28 protein-coding genes are annotated in these 26,413 nt (G+C 31.2%); 15 read left to right on the top strand and 13 right to left on the bottom strand.

The features are described 5' to 3' along the window. Positions 1–57: 57 nt before the first annotated feature. From Q0935_RS09430 to Q0935_RS09405, 6 genes are read left to right on the top strand one after another with little or no spacing between them, the layout of a single operon-like run. The gene (locus Q0935_RS09430) at positions 58–1,389 is read left to right on the top strand and encodes a cytochrome ubiquinol oxidase subunit I (protein ID WP_299385186.1); all 1,332 of its coding nucleotides are present in this window, start codon (positions 58–60) and stop codon (positions 1,387–1,389) included. A gap of 3 nt (positions 1,390–1,392) precedes the next feature. Next, a complete protein-coding gene (gene cydB, locus Q0935_RS09425) occupies positions 1,393–2,466 on the top strand; it encodes a cytochrome d ubiquinol oxidase subunit II (RefSeq protein WP_299385182.1) in 1,074 nt (357 codons plus the stop codon). Positions 2,467–2,481: 15 nt separating this feature from the next. Continuing rightward, on the top strand, positions 2,482–2,790 hold the full coding sequence (locus Q0935_RS09420; protein WP_299251786.1) for a hypothetical protein: 309 nt from the start codon (positions 2,482–2,484) through the stop codon (positions 2,788–2,790). A gap of 44 nt (positions 2,791–2,834) precedes the next feature. Next, a complete protein-coding gene (locus tag Q0935_RS09415) occupies positions 2,835–3,272 on the top strand; it encodes an SET domain-containing protein (RefSeq protein ID WP_299385178.1) in 438 nt (145 codons plus the stop codon). Positions 3,273–3,326: 54 nt separating this feature from the next. Then, entirely contained in the window at positions 3,327–3,695 is a 369-nt protein-coding gene (locus Q0935_RS09410; protein ID WP_299251780.1) for a DUF2200 domain-containing protein, read from the top strand. Positions 3,696–3,699: 4 nt separating this feature from the next. Next, entirely contained in the window at positions 3,700–4,110 is a 411-nt protein-coding gene (locus Q0935_RS09405) for an MFS transporter (RefSeq protein ID WP_299385173.1), read from the top strand. Between the two features lie 134 nt (positions 4,111–4,244). On the opposite strand, the gene Q0935_RS09400 is transcribed toward Q0935_RS09405, so the two are convergent. After that, entirely contained in the window at positions 4,245–6,623 is a 2,379-nt protein-coding gene (locus tag Q0935_RS09400) for a TonB-dependent receptor (RefSeq protein ID WP_299385170.1), read from the bottom strand. Between the two features lie 177 nt (positions 6,624–6,800). Between Q0935_RS09400 and Q0935_RS09395 the strand changes: the two genes are divergently transcribed. Continuing rightward, positions 6,801–7,400, top strand: coding sequence for a DUF1801 domain-containing protein (locus Q0935_RS09395; protein WP_299385166.1), 600 nt, complete (start codon positions 6,801–6,803; stop codon positions 7,398–7,400). A gap of 55 nt (positions 7,401–7,455) precedes the next feature. On the opposite strand, the gene Q0935_RS09390 is transcribed toward Q0935_RS09395, so the two are convergent. From Q0935_RS09390 to Q0935_RS09370, 5 genes are all read right to left on the bottom strand, one after another. Then, the gene (locus Q0935_RS09390) at positions 7,456–8,463 is read right to left on the bottom strand and encodes a LacI family DNA-binding transcriptional regulator (protein WP_299385162.1); all 1,008 of its coding nucleotides are present in this window, start codon (positions 8,461–8,463) and stop codon (positions 7,456–7,458) included. Positions 8,464–8,614: 151 nt separating this feature from the next. Continuing rightward, entirely contained in the window at positions 8,615–8,908 is a 294-nt protein-coding gene (yajC, locus tag Q0935_RS09385; RefSeq protein WP_055435351.1) for a preprotein translocase subunit YajC, read from the bottom strand. Next, positions 8,908–9,399: a DUF1573 domain-containing protein gene (locus Q0935_RS09380; RefSeq protein ID WP_055435352.1), complete on the bottom strand. Its 492-nt coding sequence runs from the start codon at positions 9,397–9,399 to the stop codon at positions 8,908–8,910. Before Q0935_RS09380 ends, yajC begins: the two co-directional genes overlap by 1 nt. A 56-nt stretch (positions 9,400–9,455) precedes the next feature. Continuing rightward, entirely contained in the window at positions 9,456–10,400 is a 945-nt protein-coding gene (nusB, locus tag Q0935_RS09375; RefSeq protein ID WP_299385155.1) for a transcription antitermination factor NusB, read from the bottom strand. 101 nt (positions 10,401–10,501) lie between these two features. Then, positions 10,502–11,608, bottom strand: coding sequence for a Glu/Leu/Phe/Val dehydrogenase (locus tag Q0935_RS09370; protein ID WP_299251762.1), 1,107 nt, complete (start codon positions 11,606–11,608; stop codon positions 10,502–10,504). Between the two features lie 143 nt (positions 11,609–11,751). Between Q0935_RS09370 and Q0935_RS09365 the strand changes: the two genes are divergently transcribed. Together Q0935_RS09365 and Q0935_RS09360 are read left to right on the top strand one after the other, a co-directional pair. Then, positions 11,752–13,509, top strand: a complete 1,758-nt coding sequence (locus tag Q0935_RS09365) for an ABC transporter ATP-binding protein (protein WP_299385151.1) — start codon at positions 11,752–11,754, stop codon at positions 13,507–13,509. An 89-nt stretch (positions 13,510–13,598) separates the two neighbouring features. Beyond that, entirely contained in the window at positions 13,599–14,006 is a 408-nt protein-coding gene (locus tag Q0935_RS09360) for a PUR family DNA/RNA-binding protein (protein WP_299385148.1), read from the top strand. A 68-nt stretch (positions 14,007–14,074) separates the two neighbouring features. Here Q0935_RS09360 and Q0935_RS09355 read toward each other — a convergent pair whose 3' ends face one another. From Q0935_RS09355 to Q0935_RS09345, 3 genes are all read right to left on the bottom strand, one after another. After that, entirely contained in the window at positions 14,075–15,058 is a 984-nt protein-coding gene (locus tag Q0935_RS09355; protein ID WP_299385355.1) for a lysophospholipid acyltransferase family protein, read from the bottom strand. 69 nt (positions 15,059–15,127) lie between these two features. Continuing rightward, complete coding sequence (locus Q0935_RS09350; protein ID WP_299385145.1) at positions 15,128–16,024, bottom strand: bile acid:sodium symporter family protein; 897 nt, start codon at positions 16,022–16,024, stop codon at positions 15,128–15,130. Between the two features lie 2 nt (positions 16,025–16,026). Beyond that, positions 16,027–16,362: a tRNA-binding protein gene (locus Q0935_RS09345; RefSeq protein ID WP_299251750.1), complete on the bottom strand. Its 336-nt coding sequence runs from the start codon at positions 16,360–16,362 to the stop codon at positions 16,027–16,029. Between the two features lie 95 nt (positions 16,363–16,457). On the opposite strand from Q0935_RS09345, the gene Q0935_RS09340 reads away from it, so the two are divergent. Both Q0935_RS09340 and Q0935_RS09335 read left to right on the top strand, forming a co-directional pair. Beyond that, positions 16,458–17,270 carry an SDR family oxidoreductase gene (locus Q0935_RS09340; protein ID WP_299251747.1) on the top strand — a complete coding sequence of 271 codons (813 nt, stop codon included), beginning with the start codon at positions 16,458–16,460 and terminating at the stop codon, positions 17,268–17,270. 68 nt (positions 17,271–17,338) lie between these two features. Further along, positions 17,339–18,658 (top strand): hypothetical protein, encoded by a 1,320-nt coding sequence (locus Q0935_RS09335; protein ID WP_299251744.1) that lies wholly within the window; start codon positions 17,339–17,341, stop codon positions 18,656–18,658. Between the two features lie 101 nt (positions 18,659–18,759). Here Q0935_RS09335 and Q0935_RS09330 read toward each other — a convergent pair whose 3' ends face one another. The 3 genes from Q0935_RS09330 to Q0935_RS09320 all read right to left on the bottom strand — a co-directional run bounded on the left by Q0935_RS09330 (position 18,760) and on the right by Q0935_RS09320 (position 21,207). Further along, on the bottom strand, positions 18,760–19,299 hold the full coding sequence (locus Q0935_RS09330; protein WP_299251741.1) for a YfiT family bacillithiol transferase: 540 nt from the start codon (positions 19,297–19,299) through the stop codon (positions 18,760–18,762). A gap of 92 nt (positions 19,300–19,391) precedes the next feature. Then, positions 19,392–20,087 carry a tetratricopeptide repeat protein gene (locus Q0935_RS09325; RefSeq protein WP_299385142.1) on the bottom strand — a complete coding sequence of 232 codons (696 nt, stop codon included), beginning with the start codon at positions 20,085–20,087 and terminating at the stop codon, positions 19,392–19,394. A 187-nt stretch (positions 20,088–20,274) separates the two neighbouring features. Continuing rightward, positions 20,275–21,207 carry a peptidylprolyl isomerase gene (locus tag Q0935_RS09320; RefSeq protein WP_299385139.1) on the bottom strand — a complete coding sequence of 311 codons (933 nt, stop codon included), beginning with the start codon at positions 21,205–21,207 and terminating at the stop codon, positions 20,275–20,277. Positions 21,208–21,346: 139 nt separating this feature from the next. On the opposite strand from Q0935_RS09320, the gene Q0935_RS09315 reads away from it, so the two are divergent. Further along, positions 21,347–21,784 carry a hypothetical protein gene (locus tag Q0935_RS09315; protein WP_299385135.1) on the top strand — a complete coding sequence of 146 codons (438 nt, stop codon included), beginning with the start codon at positions 21,347–21,349 and terminating at the stop codon, positions 21,782–21,784. A gap of 64 nt (positions 21,785–21,848) precedes the next feature. Here Q0935_RS09315 and Q0935_RS09310 read toward each other — a convergent pair whose 3' ends face one another. Beyond that, on the bottom strand, positions 21,849–24,041 hold the full coding sequence (locus Q0935_RS09310; protein WP_299385130.1) for an ATP-dependent DNA helicase RecQ: 2,193 nt from the start codon (positions 24,039–24,041) through the stop codon (positions 21,849–21,851). A 213-nt stretch (positions 24,042–24,254) separates the two neighbouring features. Here Q0935_RS09310 and Q0935_RS09305 point away from each other — a divergent pair, with 213 nt between their 5' ends. The 3 genes from Q0935_RS09305 to Q0935_RS09295 are packed head-to-tail and all read left to right on the top strand — an operon-like array spanning position 24,255 to position 26,387. Continuing rightward, the gene (locus Q0935_RS09305; RefSeq protein WP_299385127.1) at positions 24,255–25,220 is read left to right on the top strand and encodes an SIS domain-containing protein; all 966 of its coding nucleotides are present in this window, start codon (positions 24,255–24,257) and stop codon (positions 25,218–25,220) included. Continuing rightward, positions 25,220–26,056, top strand: a complete 837-nt coding sequence (gene tatC, locus Q0935_RS09300; protein WP_299251724.1) for a twin-arginine translocase subunit TatC — start codon at positions 25,220–25,222, stop codon at positions 26,054–26,056. Before Q0935_RS09305 ends, tatC begins: the two co-directional genes overlap by 1 nt. Continuing rightward, positions 26,040–26,387 carry a carboxymuconolactone decarboxylase family protein gene (locus Q0935_RS09295; protein ID WP_055435366.1) on the top strand — a complete coding sequence of 116 codons (348 nt, stop codon included), beginning with the start codon at positions 26,040–26,042 and terminating at the stop codon, positions 26,385–26,387. Before tatC ends, Q0935_RS09295 begins: the two co-directional genes overlap by 17 nt. The last annotated feature ends 26 nt before the right edge of the window (positions 26,388–26,413 follow it).

The following is a 26,413-nucleotide window of genomic DNA, read 5'->3' as shown; positions in this document are numbered from 1 at the left end:
ATAAATGTTACACAAAATCGCTCTATCTGTCGTATTTTTATAGTCTAAAACAAGGGTATGGAAGACATGATCTTTTACGATAGATTGCAATTCGCATTTACTATCACTTTTCATTATATATTTCCACAATTAACCATGGGCTTATCGTTATTGATAGTTTATTTTAAATGGAAATACCTTAGAAACAACATTGAGAAATATAATAACGCTGCAAAGTTTTTTATGAAAATTTTTGCTATCAACTTTACAATGGGTGTTGTAACTGGAATTCCAATGGAATTTCAATTTGGTACCAATTGGGCTAAGTTTTCTGAATTAACAGGTGGTATTATTGGACAGACTCTAGCAATGGAAGGCATGTTCTCTTTCTTTTTAGAATCTTCTTTTTTAGCGCTCTTTATTTTTGGCGAAAAACTAATGGGACAAAAACTACATTTCCTAACCGGATTTCTAGTCTTTTTAGGTTCTTGGGCAAGTGGTTGGTTTATTCTAGCAACCAATGCTTGGATGCAGCATCCTGTAGGTTACGAAATTTTAGACAATGGTAAATTTGTATTACAAAACTTTTCGGCATTATTTACAAATCCTTGGCTTCTACCAGCATTCTTGCACAATCAATTAGCATCTGTTGTCACTTCTTCTTTTGTTGTTGCTAGCATAGGTGCCTTTTATATTTTAAGAAATAAGCAAACCCAATACGGACAGTTATTCTTAAAAACAGGAGTTGTTTTTGGTTTGGTTTCTAGTATTCTATTGGCTTTTCCAACAGGAGATTGGAATGCTAAAAATGTAGCAAAATACCAACCAGCTTCTTTTGCAGCTATGGAAGGTATTTTTGAAACCGAAGAAGCTGGTGCCGAAATTGTATTGATTGGTCAGCCAAATATGGTAGAAAAAAAACTAGACAATAAAATTGCTGTACCTAATGTATTAAGTTTTTTAACGCATCAAGAATGGGATAAACAAATCCCAGGAATGGATCAGTTTAAAGAAGAAGAACTACCAGATAATATTCCGGCATTGTATTACTCCTATCATATAATGGTTGGTTTAGGCACTATATTTATTGGCGTTATGGCATTAGCACTTTTCTTATTATGGCGCAAAAAACTATACACTTCCAAATCTTTACTTTGGGTTATTATGTTTTTAGTTCCGTTTCCATACATAGCAAATATTACTGGTTGGTATGTTGCAGAGTTAGGCAGACAACCGTATTTAGTATATGGTTTATTAAGAACAAGCGATGGTATTTCTCCAACAGTTTCATCTGGTAACACCTTATTTACTTTACTTGGCTTTGTGGCTTTGTATATGCTACTAGGTTTATTATTTCTAGTCTTAGTTGGTAAAACTATTAACCAAGGCCCAAAACCTCAAACACATTAAATTATGGAAGTATTTTGGTACATAATAATAGCTATTGTTTTAGCCATGTTTTTTATTTTAGATGGTTACGATTTTGGAACAGGAATTATTCATTTATTCTTTGCTAAAAAAGAAGAGGATAAAGAAGTTATAGCTAAGTCTGCTGGTTTATTTTGGGATTCTAACGAAGTTTGGCTAGTAGCCGCAGGTGGTATGCTTTTTATGGCGTTCCCGACCTTCTATGCTTCGGTATTTAGTGGCTTTTATTTACCGTTAATAATAGTGCTGTGGTTAATTATTTTTAGAGCTATTGGATTAGAGTTTAGAGGACAGTTTAACTATCAAATGTGGAAAGACATTTGGGATAAATCCTTTGGAGTAGCAAGTTTATTATTAGCCTTGTTTTTTGGTATCGCATTAGGTAACATTGTTAGAGGTGTAAATTTAGGTGGTGTAGAAAACGGAGTCTCGACTTATGAAGGTCATTACTTTTTCTTACCCTTATGGGATAGTACATTTAGTCCATTAAGTAAAACACCAGGAATTATAGATTGGTTTACAATTATTATAGGCATAATATCTGTTGTTACCTTAGCAATACATGGTGCCAATTGGATTATTTTAAAAACCAATTCATCTATAAACAACAAACTTAAAAAGATTATTTTCAAACTAAATATTGCGCTTGTTATACTTACCATTTTCTCTGTAATTGTATGGCTAAAAGTAAACCCAAATGCTTTAGATAATTTTATTACTAGACCTTATTTAATACTTTTTCCTATTATATATTTAACAGGACTAGTTGGCTTATTCTTTATTAAGAAATTAAAAAAAGAGAGCTACGGCTTTACCTTTTCAACCTTATTGGTATTAGGTGGCATAACCTCTTCTCTAGCATCGTTATTCCCAGTAATTTTACCATCCATTAATAACGTTAACGAGTCTTTAACCATCTATAATACTTCGGCTTCGGAGTATGGTTTATCTGTAGCCCTTAATTGGGGAATTATAGGTTTCATTCTTCTTTTTGTCTATATGATTATCCAAAAAAGGCTAATGGGAGGAAAAATTGATAAAATGGATTACGGACATTAATTTAAAGCCACTGTTATGACCGATACTTTAATTTCCTTAATTAGTATTCTTATTGGTATAATTGGTGCAAACAGTACTGGTTATGCCTTAAAAAAATACTCGTTTGGTTTAATAGGCAATACAATTGCCGGTGTTTTTGGTAGTATATTCTTAATTAAGTCTTTTGGACGATTGGGTTTTAATCCTTTTTCTATAATGGAAAACGGAGCGTTTCATCTTTGGTTATTTATTATCAACTGTATTGTTTCATTTTTAGGAGGTGCTTTAGCAGTAATTCTTATAAAAAAATTAAAGCATAAAATGAATAACAGTAATAAAGCTTAAATTAGATTTTTTAAGCATTAATATAAAATCAAAATATTTTAAAATTGAAAGTAGATAATCCTGAAAACAACTACATAGAAACAAATACTATTGAAGCTCCAGAGGAAGATTATCTATACACTAAGGCTTCTCAAATTAAAAATGCTGGCAATGGATTATTTACAGCAATAGATATCTTTAAAAATGAAATAATAACATTGTTTAAAGGAGAAATTCTCGATGCTAAAGAGGCCGAAAAAAGAGCCAAACAAAACAACGATCGTTATTTTATAAATTTATTAGATGGCACTATTATGGACAGCATGCATACAGACTGCTTTGCAAAGTATGCCAACGATGCTATTAATAGTGGCTTTAAAAAAAATGCAGAAATCACTTTAGATACAGATGACAATGTTTGCTTAAAAGCAACTAAGAAAATTAAATCTGGTGAAGAAATATTTTGCAGCTACGGAAAAAAATATTGGAAAAAGCACAGTTAACTACTGAATTAACTGTCATTAAATTTTCATATTTTTAAGATCAAACAATATACTATGACCACAACACCTGAACACGATAAAAGAGTTGCAGAAATGAAGTTTTTTTCTGTTTATCCGCATTACGTTACCAAAGTTGAAAAAAAAGGCAGAACAATTAAAGAGTTACACACTGTAATTGAATGGCTAACCGGTTTTAACGAAGAAAAGCTACAAGAGTTAATTGATGAGAAAGTAACTTTTAAAACCTTCTTTGAACGTGCAACATTAAACCCAAATGCAGAACTTATTAAAGGCGTAATATGTGGTTACAGAATAGAAGATATAGAAACACCTTTAACCAAACAAGCACGTTATTTAGATAAACTAATAGAAGAACTAGCTAGAGGACGTAAAATGGACAAGATTTTACGTGTTAAAAAATAAACTTATGAAGCCAAACATTAAAACATTACAAATTATTCACTTAGCCTTATGTGCTGGTGTTATTGTTGCCTTTACTATATTATCTAATATAAATTCTATTAGTGATATTTTTAACATCACGGAGGTTTCTACAGACGATTACCTATATATAGCAATACCACTATTAGCATTTGTTGCAAGTAACTTTATATATAAGTTTTTACTAAAAAAAGCAGATAAAAATGCTACGGAAGATTTTAACTTTAGCATATTTCAAACAGCTTCTATAGCACGTTGGGCTATTTTAGAAGGTTCTGCATTTGTTATTTTATTTTTAAAACCAGAGTTTATACTTTTTGGAATATTAATTCTAATTTACTTAATACTCTTAAGGCCAACAGAACATAGTTTTAAAAACGATATTAGCTTTCTATAGAAAACTATAGTCTTTATTAGTTTACGGTTATTATTATAAAAAAAGCCAGTTATAATATTTTATAACTGGCTTTTTCCGTTTTTAATTTTACTTAAAATTCGCTTTACAAAACAACAAGCAAATAACGCTAAAATTTAGAAAGAGTAAGTTAATATTCCCGAGAAATTTCTAGGGTCTGTTTGGTTTATAAAACTAGTTCTGTATGCATTGTAACCTATTTCATTAAAGGCATTATTTAATAACAATCTTGTGTTCCAATGTTTATTAAATCTGTAGCCTGCTTGCACATTAACTTGAGTATAAGCCTCTACATTAAAAGGTTCTTGATTTGGCACAATACCTTCATGCGTAACTGCTCCAGAACTCCAATCGTTAATTGGTCTTTCGCCTGTATAATACACTCCTGCTCCTATAGACAATCCTTTTAAACGTTGTTTAAAACTATAATTAGCATAAGCATTAAAAGTATGTTTAGGTGTGTTTAACGGTGCAGAACCATATACATAAGATGTATGCTCCTTATATTGTGCATCTATATAAGAGTAACCTGTAATAACTTCTAGATTTTCTAAAACGCGACCACTTAACTCTACCTCTATTCCTTTACGTTCGTCATTTCCTCCTTTTTGAAAATAACCAGTAGCTACCCAATTTTCATCGTAAACAGGTAAATTAATATCCTTATTATTAATTTTAAAGAATGTAAAATTAAAACGTAATCTACTGTCTAACCAATTTGTTTTTATTCCAGCTTCAAATTGATCAAAACGTTCGTTACCAAGCTCACTTCCATTAACATCTAAACGTGTAGCTGTTCTTGGATAAGAACTGTTTGTATAAGATGTAAACACATTAACATTTTTAAATGGAGATACAATTACACCAAATAATGGATTAAAAGCATCGCTTTCTGTAGTTTCTGTTACTGTAATAGATTGTGTTTTACTATAACGTAAACCAATAAATGTTTTTAAATATTTATTAAAAGTAATAACATCTTGCGCTACAAAACCTAAAGCTTTAGACTTCGCACCAGCAGTAATAGGAGCAGAAAAAGCTAAATCACTTGGTAAAACATGGGTATTCGCTGTAAAAACATTAATACTATCAACAGTTGCAACACTTTGAGAGAATGTACTATAGTTAATTGTTCTATAATCGAATCCTACTTGAAAAGTATGAGAAATACTACCTGTATTTACATCTTCACCAATTAAATCAAACTGTAATACACTATTATCATCGCTACGTGTAGACGTTGTATAACCTCTTTTAACTTGGTTATAAATTGGTGCTCCTAATTCATCTTCAATTACATTTCCTAAACTTGCTCCTTTATCGTCTAAATCTAAATTAGACTTATAAAGTGCAGCTTTTAAGGTTAAATTATTAGAAAGTTCTCTATCAAACCTAATAGAATAAGACGTACTTGTTGTTAAAGATTTATCGTTTGCAAAACCTAAAAACTGGCTCTCTGGTAAATCGTAAATATTATTTTTATCGTTAGCACCTAAATTAACTGTACCTAAATCTGGAGTTCTACTATCTTCAAAATAATCCATTTCAAGAGTTACTTTAGTTTTATCGTCCACTTTCCATTCTAACGAAGGATTAATATAAAAACGGTCTGACGATATTCCGCTTCTGTAACTATCGGCACGTTCTAAAGCACCATTAATTCTAAAAGCTACATTTTCGGTTTCTGCTAATGGTCCAAACACATCAAATGTTGTTCTTGCTTGACCAAAGCTTCCTAAACGTAAAGAAGCATTTCCTCCAAAATAATATTTAGGTGTTTTAGTCACAATATTTATTATTCCACCCGGACTACCTATATCTGTAGCTACACCTTGAGTTATTGCTGCGGCACCTTTTAATACTTGAATATTATCGACTCCTTGCATGTCTGTTAAAATTCCTGTACCTCTAAAATCGGAATGCACACGAACACCATTTTTTAGAATAGGAATACCACGAAATCCTCGAGAAGACATACTTTCTCTCTTATTTCCATAAGTTGCAAATGTATATACACCAGGAACATTTTTTGTTGCATCAGAAATAGTTAAATTTCCTTGCTGCTCTATTAATTTTTCTGAAATAATAGAGATACTTTGTATTTGATCGTAAGGTTCTAGTGGTAATCTTGTTAATGCCTCTATTTTATCTGGATGAGTAAAACGACTTCCAAAAACCTCTACTTCTTCTAGGCTTCCGTCCGTTGTTAATTCTATTTTTATACTTTGTGTTTGGCTATTATTAATAGCTATAGCATATTCTAAAGTCGTGTAACCCACAGAAGATATTTTTAAGATATAATCTCCAGCTTCAATAGCATTAATTTTAAAATTACCATCAGCATCTGCAGAAGCTCCATAGTTCGTGTTTTTAATAATTACAGAAGCAAAAGGAATGCTTTCATTGTTTTGGTTTACAATGCTACCTTTAAGTGCTGCTTGTGAAAAGGAGAATTGTACAATTAGAATAAAAAGTAAACTTAATCTTGTATACATCGGTTTGTTATTTAGATTTATTATAAATAAAACGCAAATATATAATTCAAAACTAAAATCACAAAGCTTATTTAGACTAATTAAAAACAATTAGTTGTATTATTTTGACTAACAATAACATAGAATTAAAAATAGTTTTATGCTAAAAGTGTATTTTTACAATACATATAGTTTATTATGAAAAAACCAACATCTGTAGAAGAGTATATTGAAATAAATGATCATTTTAAAACTCCTCTAGAAAATTTGAGAGACTTAATTACGTCATTAAACATGGAAGAAAACATTAAATGGAACGCTCCTGTTTACAGCATTAACGGTAAAAACGTTTTAGGTTTAGGTGCTTTTAAAAAACACTTTTGTATTTGGTTTTTTAATGGTGTGTTTTTAAAAGATGAACAAAACTGCTTAGAACAAGCCCAAGAAAAAACAAAGGCACTACGACAAATGCGTTTTGAAACTATAGAAGACATAAATAAACCTGTAGTTTTAGCCTACATTAAAGAAGCTATTGAAAATCAAAAGCTAGGTAAGGCATTAAAACCTGAACGTACCACAAAAAAAGATGTTGTTATTCCAGAACTTTTAACTGAAGCAATAAAAAACGACACTAGCTTTAAAACTGCTTTTAATAAACTTTCTCCATCCTGCCAAAGAGAATATTGTAATTATATAATTGAAGCAAAACGCGATAAAACTAAAATATCAAGACTTGAAAAAATTAAAGCAATGATATTAAAAGGAGGTGGTTTACATGATAAGTATAAAAATTGCTAGCAAAGCATAACTCATATTTTAATAAGTAAGCCAATAGAGTTTCTTAAAACAAATCTTATAATGTTGTCTCTCTTAAATTGAGGGAAAAATCGATAGTTTTTACTACGGTTTCTAAAGATTCTTTAGACTCTAAACGTTTAATCATTAACTGTACAGAAGCTTCACCAACAGCATCACTATGTTGAGTAACTGTAGATAATTTAGGACTTGTAAAAGGTAAAACATTATCATCGCTAAAACCTATTACCGATAAATCCTTTGGCACATTATAACCTTTCTTAGTAGCTGTATTTAATGCAATAACTCCAGAAATATTATCAATAGAAATAACACCATCTATTGTTTTATTATTCTTAAAAAATAAATCGATTTCTTTTTCTAGTTCTGAAGTTTCAGGAACCTTTAATTCTGTTAAGTTGCAACCATAGTGTTTAGCATCTTCAATAGCCTTAAAACAACCTTTTGATCTTAGTTTACCAACACTTAAATCATCTATATTATTAATTAAAACAATGTTTTTTCGACCTTCTTTTATTAAATGTGTAGTTGCGCTATAGGCTGCTTGAAAATCGTTCATAATAACTTTATCACAATCGATATCGTCCGTAACACGATCGAACATTAAAATGGGAATTTTTTGATTGATTATGTCCTTGAAATGGTCGCTTTTATTTTCTTTTTGGGTTTCTTCTGCTATAGACATAATAAAGCCATCTACGCTACCATTTGCTAATAACTCTAAACTATTAGCTTCTTTTGCGTATAACTCGTTAGACAGGCAGGTTATAATGTTGTATCCTAGTTTTGCAGATTCTTTTTCGATACCAAATAATACTTTAGCAAAGAAGTGATTTAATATATTAGGTATAATTACACCTATAGTCTTGGTTTTACTATTCTTTAAATTAAGTGCTGCTCTATTGGGTTTGTAGTTATACAATTTAGCGGCCTCTTTTACACGAGAAACAGTCGCCTCTCCAATCTCACTGCTTCCGTTTAATGATTTGGAAACAGTTGATATAGAAACGTTGAGTTTTTCGGCTAATTCTTTAAGAGTAATCATAATAAAAATAGGTTATATCATAACAAGATAGTACATCGCTAAATGTAAAACAAATGGACTTCTCTTTTTATAGGTATATAGTAGCAGAACTGTTTTAAACAAAAAAAACCTCAAGCGTTAACTTGAGGTTTTAAATATGTAATAAATATAATTACTTTTTCTCTTTTACTGGAGCATTTAACGCTCTACTACTTTCCATTGAAATAGCAGCACGATCGAATTTTAATTTTCCAGACATAGTTTCTATTACGCAACTATTATCTTTCTCGTTAAATTCTACAATTTTACCATGCATCCCGCTTTTAGTAACTATTTTATCGCCACGCTTTAACTCTGCAGCGAATTTTTTTTCGTTTTTAGCACGTTTCATCTGTGGTGCAATCATAAAGAAATACACAACAGCAAACATGGCTACTATAGGTAGCATACTTGTAAGATCGCCCATTACTTAATTACTGGAGATAATGGAGTTGCTTTAGCTGGAGCATTAGGATCTGGCTTAATAAAAGCAGAAATCTTAACTACTTCTCTACCTTTTTCTGTGTTAGCAGTTACTGTAATAGCTTTAGATATTTTGTTGTTCCCTTTACCGTTAAATTTAACTGTAAATTTACCTTCTTCACCTGGAGCTAAAGGCTCTCTAGACCAATCTTTAGGAATAGTACAACCACAAGAACTTTTTACATCTGTAATTACTAATGGAGATTCACCTGTGTTTTTGTAAGTAAATACAGTTTCTACTGGAGTTCCATTGATAATTTCTCCAAAATCATGCTCTGATTTGTTGAATTGAATTACTGGAAATTTAGATGCTGCTTGATCTCTAACTGCTGCTGCTGCAACCTTAGTATCGTCTACTGCATTTGTTGCATCTTCTTTACATGAAGATAATGCTATCATACATATTGCACTAAATAATAATACTACTTTTTTCATAATTTAATTTTTAAAATATATTAGTAATTTCAAGCAAAAATAAGAATATTTTTGAACTACATCAAGCCGCGGCCAATTTTATTTAGCTTCCCTTCGGTTTGATATTCTTTTGTAAGTTTATCTAGAATTCCGTTAATAAACACACTACTTTTTGGTGTTGAGTATTCCTTAGAAATTTCTAAATATTCATTAATAGTTACTTTTGTTGGTATAGATGGAAAACTTTGAATCTCACAAATTCCCATTTTAAGTAACATAAGATCTATACTTGCAATACGGTCACTATCCCAATTGGTTGTTTTCTTTGTAACCTCTGCTGTTAAAGCTGTTTGATTTAACAAGGTCTTTTTAAACAACTTGATAGCAAATTCTTTATCTTCTAAATCTTTATAAAGTTTTGGTAAGAAGTGAAATGCACTAGCATCCTTTTTAACTTTACGTAACAGTTTAAGTATGGTAGTATTAACTGTAGGTAGATCGTCTAACCAAGTTAAATGCTTATCTTCTAAGTAGTCGTAAAGCTTCTCGTTAGGTGCAATTATTTCTTTAAATACATCGACAATAAAATTACGGTCGGTATTAAAGGTTGTAGTATCTGTTTCTAAATATTCTTTATAGATATCGCTAGCTAAAATTTCTTTAAAGATAACATCTACGTATTCAGAATCTAACTCCCAATTATTAATATGATTCTCTTCAAACTTTGCTTGTAATTGCTCATTATTTTTAAGCATATCAAGCACTTGATTGTTAACAAACTTGCGATTAGGATTTTTTTCTTCTGCTGTTGCTAAATGTTTTTGAGAGGTTTTCTCTAAATGATTTTCAGCACGTTTTTGTACTTCTATCATTAAAGAAAGCATTAGTAAATATAGATTGTACATATTATCTATACTGTTTAACAAAAACCTTTGATCTTTTGAAAAATCATCACTTTCAGTACCTCTAAAGGCATAAAGCACTTGCATTACTTTTATTCTAATGTGTCTTCTACTTAGCATCTTTACAAAGAACTTAAAAAAATTAGAGCGAAAGTGATGGTCACTTTCGCTCTGCAAAAATAGTATATTTTATTAATACTAAAAGCTAATATTAATTAATATTAACGATTAGAATTTTCTTTTTTTCTAGCATCAATTCTACCTTGTGCAATATTTAATGCTGCTTGGTGCGTAGAAGTCTTATTTACATCGGCATTATTTAATATTTCTAAAGTAGTATTGTATATGTTTTCGGTTTTACTCATTATTTCAGTTTTACCGTATTTCTCTAATTCTGCATATACATTAATAATACCTCCTGCATTAATTAAAAAATCTGGAGCATAAACGATGCCCTTATCTTGTAATATTTGTCCGTGTAATTTTTCGTTTGCTAATTGGTTGTTAGCTGCACCTGCAATTACTTTGGCTTGTATTTTATTAACAGTTTCGTCGTTAATAGTAGCTCCTAATGCACAAGGTGCATAAATATCTACAGCTTCAGAATAAATATCGTTACCTCTATAAATTTCTGCACCGTATTTAGAACTTACTATTTCAAGACGCTCTTCGTTTATATCTGTAATAATAACTTTAGCGCCTTCTTTTGTTAAATGATCTACAAGCGTTTCACCAACGTGACCAATACCTTGTACGATTACGCTTTTACCTTCTAAAGCATCTGTTCCAAATTTATATTTTGCTGCTGCTTTCATTCCCATAAAAACACCATAAGCTGTAATTGGCGAAGGATTCCCTGCTCCTCCTTTACTTTCCGATATTCCAGTAACATAAGGTGTAACCTCACGTACTAAATCCATATCGCTAGTTTCCATACCTACATCCTCTGCTGTAATGTATTTACCACTTAATGAATGTACAAACGCACCAAAACGTTTCATTAACTCTGGTGTTTTTTGTGTTTTTGCATCTCCAATAATTACCGCTTTACCTCCTCCAAGGTTTAAACCTGTAATTGCTGCCTTAAAACTCATACCACGAGAGAGACGTAACACATCGTTTAGTGCTTCCCATTCGTTATTGTATTGCCACATTCTTGTACCTCCTAAAGCAGGACCTAATACAGTATTATGAATACCAATTATTGCTTTTAATCCACTATCTTTGTCATTGCAAAAAACTATTTGTTCGTGATTATCGAATGATAACTGTCCAAATACTGGATCGATTTTATGTAATTCGTTTGTGTTTAAAACTTCTGAAACCATAGATTATTCATTTAATTCATTAAGGTTGCATTTTACAGATTCCATAAAATGAACGCGTAAAAATAATAAATATTGATGTTATTGCAAAAAATAAGCTCTTGAATTGAGTATTTCATAATTAAATTTAAACACATAATCTGTAAATGAAAGAATTACAGCATCTTAATAAATATTTTTTTAAGTATAAAAAGCAATTATTAATAGGAATTAGTATCACAATTATCTCAATTCTATTTAAAGTTTATGTTCCAAAACTAATTGGTTCTATAATAGACATTGTAAATAACCAATTGCAGCATCCTGAAAATTCTATTGCAGATTTTAAAAGCGAATTGATAAATAATATTTTACTTATTATTGGCACAGCTATTATAGCCGGTATTCTTACTTTTTTTATGCGCCAATACATTATAAATGTATCCCGTTATATTGAATACGATTTAAAAAATGAGATTTACCAACAATACCAAAAACTCTCTTTAAATTTCTATAAAAAGAATAAGACAGGAGATTTAATGAATAGAATTAGTGAGGATGTTGGACAAGTAAGAATGTACGCTGGACCAGCAATTATGTATAGTATAAATACCATTACACTATTTGTTGTCGCTTTGGCTTTTATGTTTAAAGAAGCACCTACACTTACACTTTATACAATTATACCATTACCTATTTTATCGGTTTTAATTTATTTAATTAGTAAAGAAATACACAAACGTAGTACTGTTGTACAAGAGTATTTATCTAAGCTATCTACATTTACACAAGAGACATTTAGTGGTATTTCGGTAATTAAAGCCTATGGAATAGAACCACAAACGCAAGCCGATTTTAATACACTTGCCAAAACAAGTAAAGAGAAACAATTAAGTCTGGTACGCATACAAGCGTTCTTTTTCCCAATGATGCTATTGCTTATTGGTATTAGTAATATTATTGTAATCTACATTGGAGGTCAGCAATATATTAATGGAGAAATTTCTCTTGGAAACATTATCGAGTTTATTATTTATGTAAACATGCTTACTTGGCCTGTAGCAACTGTAGGTTGGGTAACTTCTATTATTCAACGTGCCGAAGCATCACAAAAACGTATTAACGAGTTTTTAAAAATTGAACCTGAAATAAAAAACAATACTCTTAAACCTTCAGAAATTACAGGTGATATTGAGTTTAAAGATGTCCATTTCACTTACGACGACACAAATATTAAAGCCTTACAAGGCGTTAGCTTTAAAGTAAATTCTGGAGAAACTTTAGCTATTATTGGTAAAACAGGATCGGGAAAATCGACAATATTAGATCTTATTGGAAGACTTTACGATATTGATAAAGGCGAATTATTAATAGATAATAAAGCTATAGACCAGCTAAACCTTACTAGCTTAAGAGATGCCATTGGTTACGTACCACAAGATGCTTTCTTATTTAGCGATACTATTAACAATAATATAAAATTTGGTAAAGAAAATGCTTCTGATGAGGAAGTGATTGCTGCTGCCAAAAACGCTCAGGTACATAAAAACATAGCTAAATTTACAAATGGTTACGAAACTGTTTTAGGAGAACGAGGTATTACTTTATCTGGCGGACAAAAACAGCGTGTTTCTATTGCTAGAGCAATTATTAAAGAACCAAAAATATTATTGTTCGACGATTGTCTTTCGGCAGTAGATACAGAAACAGAAGAGAAAATTTTAAATAATCTTAAAAAAGTATCGGTTGGAAAAACAAGTATTATTGTAAGTCATAGAATTTCTTCTGCTAAAAATGCAGACCATATTATAGTATTAGACGATGGTAAAATTGTACAAAAAGGAACACACAACCAACTTATAGACAGCGATGGTTATTATAAAGACCTTTATTTAAAGCAATTGAGTGAAAGCTCAAGCATTTAATAACAAATCTGTTAAAAGAAAAACCTTAAAATGTTGCTTGGTTTTATTTTTTTTATATTTTTGAGACACAATAACAACAAACAACAACTATGCACAATAACGAGATGATGGAGAAAGAGGAAATTTACTCTAAGGTTTTAAGAGCCGGAAGACGTACATATTTCTTTGATGTTCGCGCTACTAAAGCTGGTGATTACTACTTAACAATCACCGAGAGTAAAAAGTTTACAAATGATGATGGATCGTTTCATTACAAGAAGCATAAAATCTATTTATACAAAGAGGACTTTAGAGAGTTCAACAGTATTTTACAGGAGATGACAGATTATGTTATTGCTGAAAAAGGTGACGAAGTTATTAGTGATCGCCATCAAAAAGACTTTAAAAAAGAATATGATACTCCTGCTCCAATTGAAGCAACCACTACTACAGAAGCTGAAAGCGAAGGAACATCTGCAGAAAGTAGATTTACAGATGTAGATTTTGACGATATATAAAACAAACGATTAGCCTTGGCTATTAATTTTAAAACACTGTTTCTTACGAAACGGTGTTTTTTTTTTGCTTAAAGTTTAACTGCTAATAAAGCTATTATTAAAACTGAAATAATAAAATAAACAGCAATATTTACAGAGAAGAAAACGGACAACACAATAGCTAATAACGCTATCCATAATGGCGCAAGAGTAATAGCGATGGCAAACCTAAAAGTACCAGTAAACTCTATTTCTTTAATCTTAGGTTGTGCAAATTTTTTCCAAATAAAATAAGGCACAATGCAAACCGTTTTTAAAAGCAGTATAAAAAAGGTCTTTAAATAACCAAAGCCTTTTTTCTTTTTAGGTTGGCAAGATTTAAAATTTGATGCAATACAATTATTAACCTTTTCTGGATTTAGAAAATCAACATTTAAACGCTCTAAATTTAAAAGTACTTTATCGTAATGCTCTGTTTCAATATGGGTTGTTAAGCTTGTTAATTCTTGATAGACATCTTCCTTTAGCTTTTTTACAGCTTCGTTTTCATTAGTAAAGTTATATTTTGAAACTGCAATAGGTTCTCCAAACCAAACCAATGCTTCATCTGCAAATGAAGTCGCATTGAGGTAGTTAAAACCAACAGGAACTAATAATAATTTAGTGCTTGGGTTTTCATTTAAAACACCTAAAACAATTCTTGTAAACCCTTTACTTAAAGGTCTAACCGTACGCTTTAAATTATGGCTTCCTTCTGGGAAAATAGTAACGGCATCGTTAGCATTTAATAACGATACACATTGTTTAAAAATCGCGTTATTCTGTTTTATACTCTGCCAACCATCGCGCACTCTATAAACTGGTATCAATTGCAATGCCTTTAAAATCTTACTTACCAATGGTTTTTTAAAAACTTGAGCTCGCGTTAAAAAATGCGTGTATCTTCCAGATGTTATGGCCAACAATAAAGGATCTAGCAAAGCATTCTGATGATTGCCTAAAAATAAAACAGGTTCATTTTTCGGCATATTTAATGGTTTTCTAACTTCAATTTTTTTGAAATAGAAAAACAAGCCAATACTTATGTACGTTTTAACACAAAAAAGTAAAAGTGATTTCAAGCGGTAGTTTTTAGTTCGGTTTTAATTAGAATTTCGGGACCAATATAAGGATAATACTAAACCTGATATAATATGCCAGATTCCCCAAAAAGCTGCAATTATTGCCATACCTCCTAATCCATCGAAAAAAGTAAAGATTAATAACAATCCTAAACCAGAATTTTGAATACCAGTTTCTATCATTATCGTTTTTTGATTTTTAAGAGATAAACCGAATAACTTAGCGACCAAAAAGCCTAAGAGTATTGCTATTATATTATGCGTTATCCCAATACCAATAACATGTTTTACATAACCCATAAATACATTTAGATTTTTATAAAACGCAATACAGACTATAGCGATAAAAACAATTATAGATAAAGGCTTTAGTAGTTTTGAAAGTTTAATTGCTAAAACTTCGTATCTATTTCTAACCAACATACCAAGTATTAACGGCACACCTAATATAAGAGACACGAGTTTTAATAACTCTAAAAAGCTAATGTTCACAGTTTGCAATAGACTTGCTGTTGGCTGATATAAATTACCATACAATTCGAAATTTAGTGGTGTTAAAAAGACAGCTAAAACGGTAGCAAAAGCGGTTAAACTTATAGATAACGCTGTGTTTCCTTTTGCTAAATGCGTCATGAAATTAGAAATATTTCCACCAGGACAAGCGGCTACCATAAATAAACCCAAAGCAATACTTGGTTGTGGTTCTATTACCAAAACAAAAAGGAAAGTAACTAATGGTAAGAGTACAAATTGCGATAAGACTCCTGCAACTAATAATTTTGGTTCTTTTAAAAGTAATTTAAAGTCTGTAGTTGTAATACCTAAAGCGACTCCAAACATAACGACTGCTAATGCTATATTTAATAGCCAGAGTCCGTTGGCATCAAAGTTTATGGTTACATTATCTAAGTCTTGCATAGTTATGAAACCACACTTCCGTTTTTAACTGAAACTTCTGGATTTAGCAAGATTACATCTTTTCCATCTACTGCTCCAAGCACCAAACATTCACTCATAAATTTACCAATTTGCTTTTTAGGGAAGTTTACTACTGCCAGAATTTGCCTGTTTAGTAAGTCTTCTTTTTTATAAAGCGTTGTTATTTGCGCAGATGTTTTCTTTACTCCCAAATCTCCAAAATCTACTCTTAATTGATATGCTGGATTTCTAGCTTCTGGAAAATCGTTAACTTCTATTATTGTGCCTACACGAATATCTACTTTAGTGAAATCGTCGAATTGAATAGTTTTGCTCATGAGTTAAAGATAATGAAGTTGAATTGCGCATACAAACTCAAAAAGTAAAAACATATATTTGTTATTCTATTGATAAGCATAAGTCCAATACTAACATGAAGCAACTACAAAACAAAACAGTACTAATTACAGGTGGCGCTTCAGGAATTGGAAAAATTCTAGCACGATTGTTCCTTGAAAAACAAGCAACGGTTATTATTTGGGATATTAACGAAATAAATCTAAACGAAACCGTTTCTAAATTATCTTCAATAGGAAAAATTGTAGGCCATAAAGTCGATGTTTCAAATGTTGAGCAAATTCAAAATGCAGCTAAAAAAGTAAAACAAGACTATGGTAGTATTGATGTTTTAATAAATAATGCAGGCATTATTATAGGTAAATATTTTAATGAACACACAACATTAGACATTACTAAAACAATGGCTATTAATGCTAATGCACCAATGCTTATTACTCATGAGTTTTTAGAAGGTATGATTACAAAAAACGCTGGTCATATTTGTAATATAGCTTCTTCTGGCGGATTAATTTCTAATCCAAAAATGTCGGTTTACGCAGCAAGTAAATGGTCTTTAATTGGTTGGTCGGACAGTTTAAGGTTAGAAATGAAAAAGCTAAAAAAAGACATTTACGTCACCACCATAATGCCATACTACATAAATACAGGAATGTTTGATGGTGTAAAGTCCAAATTACCAATACTTGAACCTGAAACAGCAGCACTCACCATTTTAAAGGCCATTGAAAAAAAGAAAAAAATGGTAACTATTCCCGGATATATGTACAGATTAGCAAGAATAGGACAAGCTTTGTTTTCTCTTAATTTTTTCGATTGGTTTGCTGGTAGTTTTCTTGGTATTTATGATACTATGGAAGAGTTTATAGGTAGAAAAAATAATGATTAATTGTTAAGAAAAAACGCCTTTATTTTATCAAAAAAACTATTAACTTCGAAGTAAATAAAACATCGTAAGTGAAAGACTATTTCTGCATAGAATTAAAATTTAAGGATAAAAACATTTCATCAGAGACATTCCATGCTCATTTATTTGTTTCTGATGAAGAAATGTATTTTCAAATAATAGACAATGAAGTCGGTTCTCAAATCGATAGGAATTTTATGAGATCAAAAGGTGCACACGGACTTTTTGAAGACAATTTTGAAATTACTGGAACAGAAATAGCTCTTTTTTTAGGCAAAAGTAGAATTTATAAAACACAATCGTTTCAGAGTGATACCCAAAATACTTTCTTCACTATTTACGTAAGTAAAATAGCCTTAGTATTTCCGAATAGACACAAGGAATTTGTAAATGAAGGAAAGGCCTTTTTGAATAAAAATGGATTAAAAACCGTTAATTCATTTTACTCCTATTTCACTAATTTAGAAGACAAAAATGATTTTTCAATTTCTCGAATGAATGGAATGAAAGACTTCTATGATGCAAAAGAAATATCTTTTAGACCAGAATTAGAGTTTACAAGTAATGAAAAACGAGGAAGTGAACAATTTACAGTAAAAAAAGTTCCGACCATAAACTATAAATTTGCTGATTTAGATTTTGAACAAGCCAAAAGGTCACTGGAAATAATATGTAGTTTTTTATCTTTCTGTTTTGGGATTAGAATCATATTCGAAAAGCTAACCTATAGAACAGAAGAACAGATTTTTATTTATAGGGACACCTCACCAAACAACAAAACATTTGTTTCTGACTTTTCTACAATTTTTTATCATTTGGAAAAAAACTGTAGAATCGAAAAAATTTTAAAAACAGATTGGCACTCTAATTACCTTGCTAAAGAAAAACAATTCGATAAAGCAATAGATAATTATTTGCACTCAAGAGAAGTAGATTTAACTGCTTCGTTTTTATTGCTTTTTAATATAATTGAGATTTTCAACATAAAACAAGAAATTGAAAAATTTATATTTAAAGAATCAAAAGAAGATAACTTTAGAAAAGCATTTGATTTAATTTCATCGTCTTTAGAACAAAAAGAAGATGTAGATTTATTAAAGGATAAATGGAATGGTCTAATCAATAAAATTGAGATAAAACCTTTAAAAAGTCCTTTAGAAGAGACTTTAAAATTGAATAATATAAACCCGTTAGATTTAGGGTATTCATTTAATAAGCTAAAAAAAACAAGAGATAAATTAACACACGGAAGTGTCAATTCTATAAGAGAAAAAGAATTAAAATCTCAAATTTTCTGTTTAAGAAAAATAGCTTTACGCTTGATATTAGCAAATTTAGGCTTGAAAAGTGACTTAAAAAACATCACATAAAAATAATGCCGTAAATTAAAGCCTACCCACTTTTGTTATATTTAAGCGTCACAATAATTTCAAACTTAAAAATTTAAATTGAAATAAAAATAGTTCAACAACTACCAATTCTCTCTTTCCATCAACCGCTCAATATGCGCATAATGATGATTAGAATGCCAAGCATAAATACCTAAGTTTTCATTTAAAGCAACAACCTCGTTACCATCTGGATGAATAAACGTACGTTTTAAATCTTGAAAAGAAAGACCTTTTACAAAGTGTACCAATTTAGCATGGATTACTTTAATGTGCAATAGTGTGTTTTCTAAAGGTGCTTTATAATCGTGTTGTTGTGCCCAAGCGTTTTCATTGTAAGCCTTAATAACAGGATTATCTTCCGTCATTGCCCACTTAAAACGCGTGTAACTATTATGGTGACTATCGCTAATATGGTGTACAACTTGCCTAACTGTCCAGCCTTCTGGTCTGTATGGCGTATCGAGTTGTTTATTATTTAAGTTGGCAACTAGGGTTTCTAAACGGTTTGGAAACTGCTCTAAAACAGAAATCCATTCTTGAATATGTTCCTCTGTTATTTCAGCAGGACAATCGAATGTTCCAATTGGATATTTTAGAGCTTCTAGTTCTTGGTTGGTCATTTTTTTGGTGTTAAATTAATCATTACTGCGAAGGCAAAAAACTATGCTTTTCTATTTCTATGGATTCCTGCCTTCGCAGGAATGACAACAGATTACTTGTTATTATAAGCAGCAACAAAACGCTTTGCAGTTCTGTTACCATTATTGTATTGCAATGCTTTTTTATAATTATTATAAGCTTCTAAACTATCACCATTTTTAACGTAAGCATCAGCTAAACTATCGTAAACATTATCACTTTCTGGATGCAAAGCCACGTTTATTTTAAATATTTCTATTGCTTCTTTATATTTTTCTTCTCTTAGCTTATTGTAACCTAATCTATTAAATCCGTTTTCTTTTATAAATACACTTGTAGAATCTTCTTTTTGAATTGCCAAATAACCCTCTAAAGCCTTAGTATACTGTTCGTTTTTAAGATAAGTACTTGGTACTTGTACAGAATCTTCTAGCTTTTTATAGTTGTAGGTTATCGCTGCATTTTCATCTTCAGGAACTTCAGAAATATAAAGCACTTGAGTTTCAGGATGCTTCAAGAATTGAATTTTCTTATTCATTTCCTTTATAAAATAGGTGTTTTCATCTAAATACATAGGCTCTATTTTTTCTGCGCCTCTCCACTTTAAAAAGAGTTCGTTATTATTAAAATAGACTTCTATTACTTCATTTGCATTAAACAAATAGCGTCCAGTGGTATCTTTAATAAATTCTGGAGAATAATCTGCAGCTTTGCCACAAGATAAAAGTAGTCCAAATAGTAAAGTAAAAATAAAGGCTTTGGTTTTCATTTTTGATGGTTTTTTGATTGATTGAATAAAAATACTAAATGTTGCGCATAAAAAAACGCCTCATATATATGAGACGTTTTAGAATTATATTTGTTACTAAATTTTAGTAATAACTTTTATTTAATGAGCTACTCACTTTTGTGAGTATAAGAAATTTACTACTTTTTTATAAAAAGTGGCTTTCTGCTTATTTTACAGCCATTAATTCTACGTCGAAAATTAAAGTTGCGTTAGGTGGTATTGCTCCTCCTGCTCCTCTAGATCCATATCCTAAATCACTTGGTATAACAAAACGTGCTTTATCTCCTACTTTAAGTAAGCTAATACCTTCGTCCCAACCAGAAATTACTTGTCCCATTCCTAGAGCAAAGTCAATTGGTTCGTTACGCTTGTAAGAAGAATCGAAAACAGTACCATCTGTTAAACTTCCTTTATAATGTACAGAAACTGTTTTACCTTTTTCTGCTTGTACACCTGTTCCTTTTTGAAGAATTTGGTAACGTAATCCGCTTTCTGTTTGGTCGAAACCTGCTGAGTACTTATCTAATTCTGCTGCTTTTTCTGCTCTTTCTGCCGCTACTCTTTTTTCGCGAGAACCTTCAAATGTTCTAAAAGCTTCGATAGCATTAAATTGTTCTGCTGCTTCACCAACTCTTACTATTTCCATAGTCTCAATAGAATCTCCTTGAGCAATAGCATCAACAATATTTTGTCCTTCTATTACATTACCAAATACAGTATGATTACCATCTAACCAATCTGTAGCAATGTGTGTTATAAAAAACTGACTTCCGTTAGTTCCAGGTCCAGAATTTGCCATAGACAATATTCCAGGTCCACTGTGTTTTAAATCTGGATGAAACTCATCGTCAAATTTATAACCAGGATTTCCAGTTCCAGCACCTTGTGGACAACCACCTTGAATCATGAAATCTGCAATTACTCTGTGAAATTTTAAACCATCATAATAAGGAGTACCTTGAGGCTTAGCCGTGTTCTCCATATTTCCTTCTGCTAAAGCAACAAAATTACCTACTGTTCCAGGAGTTTTTTCAAATTCTAGATTTACTAAAATAGTACCTTTATTTGTGTTAAATTTTGCGTATAAACCGTCTTGCATTGTCTTGTTTTTTAATGAGGTGCAAAGATAGTAAGAAGTTAAAAAAATCAAGTTATGAGTTAACATTTTTTTTCAAGTCTCACTTTTTAAGTTAATAGGATGAATTTTCTTAGCTTTGAAATTAAATTAAAATTTAAGTATGGGTGTTTTTGGAAAGTTATTTGGTGGTAAGCAAAAGGAAAATAAAGAAGCAGACGAAAAATATGTTGAATCTATAATTACTTCTGGAGATGGAGAACCACTTGCTGTTTCTAATAGCAATGTTATGTATGCTGGCTACAACGAGCTTGGTGGTTACTACTATTTACAAACTTTTACTATTGGCCGTTTAAAAACGAAAACAAAAAATGGTGCGAAATTACTTATTGAAGGTAATGACTATACTTTAAGTTTAAATTCTGATATGCAAGAGTTTGAATGCGACCCAGCACATCCATTAGAAGGTTATGTTACTAAAATAGATTTTGAAATTGAAAAATCGGCAGTCGAAAAACTAAAACGATCTACAATGAAACAGCTTACGCTTTCTGTAATGAAAAAAGAAGTTGTTTTTACTGTTAGGCCAGAAAAGGAATAAATTTTACTAGTTCTTGGTTCTCCATAAAAGGAATCAAGAACTAGCAATTATTTGTTTTACTATATTAATTAGCCACTTCGCTAATAAATTTAATACGATACAAACGAAGTTCTTCGTCATCGTAATCGCCATCAAACTCATCTATGGCAACATCTATTTTATCGGTTTCAGATTCCATAAAATAATCATGAAGCTCTTCTTGTTGGTCTTCATCTAATAAATCGTCAAGCCAATAGTTAATATTAAGCTTAGTCCCAGAAAATACAATAGCCTCCATTTCTTTAATAAAGTCGGTCATTTGCATGCCTTTAGCAGACGAAATATCTGTTAATGGTAATTTTCTATCCACATTCTGGATAATATATAATTTTAAGCCAGAATTAGTTCCTGTAGATTTAACTATAAAATCGTCTGGTCTCTCTATTTCATTTTCGGTAACATACTTATCGATTAAAGCGACAAAATCTTTTCCATATTTTTTAGCTTTTCCTTCTCCAACACCGTGCACATTAGATAACTCTGCAACAGTAATTGGATATTTTAAAGCCATATCCTCTAAAGAAGGATCTTGAAAAATAACAAAAGGAGGTACTCCTAATTTCTTAGCGTTAGATTTCCTTAGGTCTTTTAGCATTTTCATTAATGCAACATCTACTACTGCTCCTGCTCCTTTATCTGCAGTAACAATATGGTCGTTATGAGAATCGTCGAAAGTATGGTCTTCGGTCATCATAAAAGAAGTTGGCTTTTTAATAAAAGCTTTTCCAGACTTGGTTAATTTAACAACACCGTATGTTTCAATATCTTTTTTAAGGTAGCCAGCAACCAATACTTGACGCAGTAATGCCATCCAATATTTATTGTCTTTATGATTTCCTTTACCAAAAAATGGCTGATTATCTGTTTTATGAGAACTTATCATGGCATTAGAAACACCAGTAATAACACATACTAAATCTTTAGACTTATATTTTTCGTTTGTAGACTCTACAATTTCTAAAAGTAAAGCTGCATTATCTTTAGCTTCGTGTTGCTTTTTAGGATGGCGCATATTATCATCCATATCTCCACCGCCACCGGTTTCGTTATCGAATTCTTCACCAAAATAATGAAGAATAAATTTTCGTCTAGAAATAGATGTTTCGCAATAGGCTACAACTTCTTGTAATAAAGCATGACCAATTTCTTGTTCGGCAACTGGTTTTCCAGACATAAACTTTTCAAGTTTTTCTATGTCCTTATATGCATAGTAAGCTAAACAATGTCCTTCTCCTCCATCTCGTCCTGCACGTCCTGTTTCTTGGTAGTAACTTTCTATACTTTTAGGGATGTCATGATGAATTACAAAACGTACATCTGGTTTGTCTATTCCCATTCCAAAGGCAATGGTAGCGACAATAACATCTACATCTTCCATTAAGAACATGTCTTGATGTTTTGCTCTTGTTTTAGCATCTAGTCCTGCATGATAAGGCAATGCTTTAATGCCATTAACCTGTAAAACTTGTGCTAGCTCGGTAACACGCTTTCTACTTAAACAGTAAACAATTCCAGTTTTACCTTCGTTTTGTTTTACAAAACGAATAATATCTGAATCTACGGTTTTTGTCTTCGGACGTATTTCGTAATATAAATTAGGTCTATTAAATGATGCTTTAAAAGTTGTGGCATCACTCATTCCTAAATTCTTAAGTATATCTTCTTGAACTTTTGGAGTTGCAGTTGCTGTAAGACCTATAATTGGAATATTGTCGCCAATACGCTGTATTATGGTACGCAGGTTCCTATACTCCGGTCTAAAGTCGTGTCCCCACTCACTAATACAATGCGCCTCGTCTACTGCCATAAAAGAAATTTTTACAGTACGTAAAAACTCTACATTCTCTTCTTTTGTAAGAGATTCTGGAGCGACATATAACAACTTTGTTATTCCGTTTGTAATATCTTCTTTTACTTGTTTTATTTCCGTCTTATTTAAAGACGAATTTAAAACATGAGCAACACCATTTTCATCTGAAATACCACGAATGGCATCTACTTGATTTTTCATTAATGCAATTAAAGGAGAAACCACAATAGCCGTACCTTCTTGCATAAGCGCAGGAAGTTGATAGCATAAGGATTTTCCGCCTCCAGTTGGCATAATAACAAAGGTGTTATTTTGAGATAGAATACTTTCGATAACGGTTTCTTGTAATCCTTTGAATTCACTAAAACCGAAATACTTTTTTAGGGCAGCACGAATTTGACTTTTCACTTTTTTTATTAAGCTATTAATTATTTACACAAAAGTTAAAGGTAAAACAACTTCTAATATCGACACTAATAGTACAAAGAATTAAAGATTTACTTTTAATTTTTCGCTAAATTTGTCGAGATTATCAACAATCACGAAATCGAAGTTATTTTACGCAACGATTAAAGATAACAAAATCTTTTTAATTGCTACCTAATCTTAAAATGATATATTTTGAATAATAAGGAATCTATTATAAAAATCGCCAAAGAAACCATTGCTTTAGAGAGTGCTTCTATAAGTAATCTAGCTACATTAATCGACTCTGATTTCGCTGATGCTGTGCAACTTATATACAAATCTAAGGGTAGAGTAATCATTACAGGAATTGGAAAAAGTGCCATAATTGCAACAAAAATTGTAGCTACAATGAATTCTACAGGAACACCTGCCGTTTTTATGCATGCAGCAGATGCTATTCATGGAGATTTAGGTTTAATTTTAGAAGATGACGTCGTTATTTGCATTTCTAAAAGCGGTAACACACCTGAAATTAAGGTACTTGTACCTTTAATAAAGAATGCGAAAAACAAAATGATTGCCATAACCGGTAATAAGGACTCTTTTTTAGGCACACATGCAGATTATGTTTTAAATGCGTTTGTTGCTAAGGAAGCTTGCCCAAATAATTTAGCACCAACAACAAGTACAACTGCTCAATTAGTAATTGGAGATGCCCTTGCGGTTTGCTTATTAGAAATTCGTGGTTTTTCGAGTAAAGATTTTGCAAAATACCATCCAGGTGGTGCTTTAGGTAAAAAATTATATTTACGTGTGCATGATTTGTCTTCGGTTAATAATAAACCACAAGTACAAATAGATACAGATGTTAAAAAAGTGATTATAGAAATCTCTGAAAGTATGCTTGGTGTAACTGCTGTTGTAGAAAACAATAAAATTGTTGGTATTATTACAGATGGAGACTTAAGACGCATGCTTACTAAGACTGATAATTTTATTGGCTTAACTGCTAAAGATATTATGAGTAGTAATCCAAAAATCATAAATGAAGATGCTATGGCTGTAGATGCTATGGAGCTTATGGAAAATAATGGTATTTCTCAATTACTTGTAGAAAACGATGGTGATTATGCAGGTGTAGTTCACATACACAACTTAATAAAAGAAGGTATTATTTAATGGCGAAAACAGATGTAAACAGTATGTCGTTTTTAGATCATCTAGAAGATTTAAGATGGCATTTAATTAGAATATGTATTGCAATAGTTGTTTGTGGTACTGTCGCTTTTATTTTCGGAACTTTTATTTTCGATAATATTATTATGTGGCCAAAAAAGATGACGTTCCCTACATACCAATGGTTATGTGGAGTGTCTCAGTTTTTTGGTATAGAAGACACCACCTTTTGCCAAGCAGAGTTTCCTTTTATTATTCAAAACAGAACAATGGCTGGGCAATTTTCGGCACATATATGGACCTCTATTTATGCTGGTTTTATTGTTGCCTTTCCCTATATAACCTATCAACTTTGGCATTTTATAAGTCCAGGCATGAAAGTAAACGAGCGTAAAACGTCTAGAGGTTTTATTATTATCTCTTCTTTACTCTTCTTTATTGGTGTTCTATTTGGGTACTTTATTATTGTACCATTATCCATTAACTTTCTTGCTAACTACATAGTAAGTACAGAAATTTTAAACGAAATAGATATTAGTTCTTACATTTCACTTATTCGCTCATCGTCTTTAGCGGCAGGTTTTGTTTTCGAGCTTCCTATTATTATATACTTCTTAACTAAAGTTGGTTTAGTAACACCAGAAATACTAAAAAAATACAGAAAGTTTGCACTTGTCATAGTACTTATACTTTCTGCAATTATAACACCACCGGATATTGCCAGTCAAATTATTGTAGCAATACCAATACTTATTTTATACCAAGCTAGTATTTTTATCTCTAGAATGGTAGTGAAAAAACAGAAAAAGAAACAAAGAAAAGATGTCAGAGTCAGTTAAAGAATTTAATGATTATCGTACAAAAATGAACGATAAGATATTAGCAGATAATAATAAGGTAATAAAACGTATCTTTAATTTAGATACAAATGCCTTTGCAGAAGGTGCTTTAGATGTTGCTACAAAAGAACTTTTAGGGCTTGTTGCCTCTACAGTTTTACGTTGCGACGATTGTATTAAGTACCATTTAGAATCTTGCTATAATGCAGGATTATCCAAAGAAAAAGTGGTAGAAACATTAAGTATTGCAACACTAGTTGGTGGTACTATTGTAATTCCACACCTAAGAAAAGCTTATGAATACTGGGATGAATTAGAGTCTCAAAGTTAAACTTTAGCTAAACCGAATTAAGTTTA

It is taken from the genome of uncultured Lacinutrix sp. (genome assembly GCF_947500605.1).
Classification (GTDB): domain Bacteria; phylum Bacteroidota; class Bacteroidia; order Flavobacteriales; family Flavobacteriaceae; genus Lacinutrix.
This window is presented reverse-complemented; position numbering and strand designations above follow the sequence as displayed.

Bases quoted from the DNA above. Each gene is read 5' to 3' on its own strand.
- Q0935_RS09430 (WP_299385186.1), top strand. From the start codon at position 58: ATGGAAGACATGATCTTTTACGATAGATTGCAATTCGCATTTACTATC.
- cydB (WP_299385182.1), top strand. From the start codon at position 1,393: ATGGAAGTATTTTGGTACATAATAATAGCTATTGTTTTAGCCATGTTT.
- Q0935_RS09420 (WP_299251786.1), top strand. From the start codon at position 2,482: ATGACCGATACTTTAATTTCCTTAATTAGTATTCTTATTGGTATAATT.
- Q0935_RS09410 (WP_299251780.1), top strand. From the start codon at position 3,327: ATGACCACAACACCTGAACACGATAAAAGAGTTGCAGAAATGAAGTTT.
- Q0935_RS09405 (WP_299385173.1), top strand. From the start codon at position 3,700: ATGAAGCCAAACATTAAAACATTACAAATTATTCACTTAGCCTTATGT.
- Q0935_RS09400 (WP_299385170.1), bottom strand. From the start codon at position 6,623: ATGTATACAAGATTAAGTTTACTTTTTATTCTAATTGTACAATTCTCC.
- Q0935_RS09395 (WP_299385166.1), top strand. From the start codon at position 6,801: ATGAAAAAACCAACATCTGTAGAAGAGTATATTGAAATAAATGATCAT.
- Q0935_RS09390 (WP_299385162.1), bottom strand. From the start codon at position 8,463: ATGATTACTCTTAAAGAATTAGCCGAAAAACTCAACGTTTCTATATCA.
- yajC (WP_055435351.1), bottom strand. From the start codon at position 8,908: ATGGGCGATCTTACAAGTATGCTACCTATAGTAGCCATGTTTGCTGTT.
- Q0935_RS09380 (WP_055435352.1), bottom strand. From the start codon at position 9,399: ATGAAAAAAGTAGTATTATTATTTAGTGCAATATGTATGATAGCATTA.
- nusB (WP_299385155.1), bottom strand. From the start codon at position 10,400: ATGCTAAGTAGAAGACACATTAGAATAAAAGTAATGCAAGTGCTTTAT.
- Q0935_RS09370 (WP_299251762.1), bottom strand. From the start codon at position 11,608: ATGGTTTCAGAAGTTTTAAACACAAACGAATTACATAAAATCGATCCA.
- Q0935_RS09365 (WP_299385151.1), top strand. From the start codon at position 11,752: ATGAAAGAATTACAGCATCTTAATAAATATTTTTTTAAGTATAAAAAG.
- Q0935_RS09360 (WP_299385148.1), top strand. From the start codon at position 13,599: ATGCACAATAACGAGATGATGGAGAAAGAGGAAATTTACTCTAAGGTT.
- Q0935_RS09350 (WP_299385145.1), bottom strand. From the start codon at position 16,024: ATGCAAGACTTAGATAATGTAACCATAAACTTTGATGCCAACGGACTC.
- Q0935_RS09345 (WP_299251750.1), bottom strand. From the start codon at position 16,362: ATGAGCAAAACTATTCAATTCGACGATTTCACTAAAGTAGATATTCGT.
- Q0935_RS09340 (WP_299251747.1), top strand. From the start codon at position 16,458: ATGAAGCAACTACAAAACAAAACAGTACTAATTACAGGTGGCGCTTCA.
- Q0935_RS09330 (WP_299251741.1), bottom strand. From the start codon at position 19,299: ATGACCAACCAAGAACTAGAAGCTCTAAAATATCCAATTGGAACATTC.
- Q0935_RS09325 (WP_299385142.1), bottom strand. From the start codon at position 20,087: ATGAAAACCAAAGCCTTTATTTTTACTTTACTATTTGGACTACTTTTA.
- Q0935_RS09320 (WP_299385139.1), bottom strand. From the start codon at position 21,207: ATGCAAGACGGTTTATACGCAAAATTTAACACAAATAAAGGTACTATT.
- Q0935_RS09315 (WP_299385135.1), top strand. From the start codon at position 21,347: ATGGGTGTTTTTGGAAAGTTATTTGGTGGTAAGCAAAAGGAAAATAAA.
- tatC (WP_299251724.1), top strand. From the start codon at position 25,220: ATGGCGAAAACAGATGTAAACAGTATGTCGTTTTTAGATCATCTAGAA.
- Q0935_RS09295 (WP_055435366.1), top strand. From the start codon at position 26,040: ATGTCAGAGTCAGTTAAAGAATTTAATGATTATCGTACAAAAATGAAC.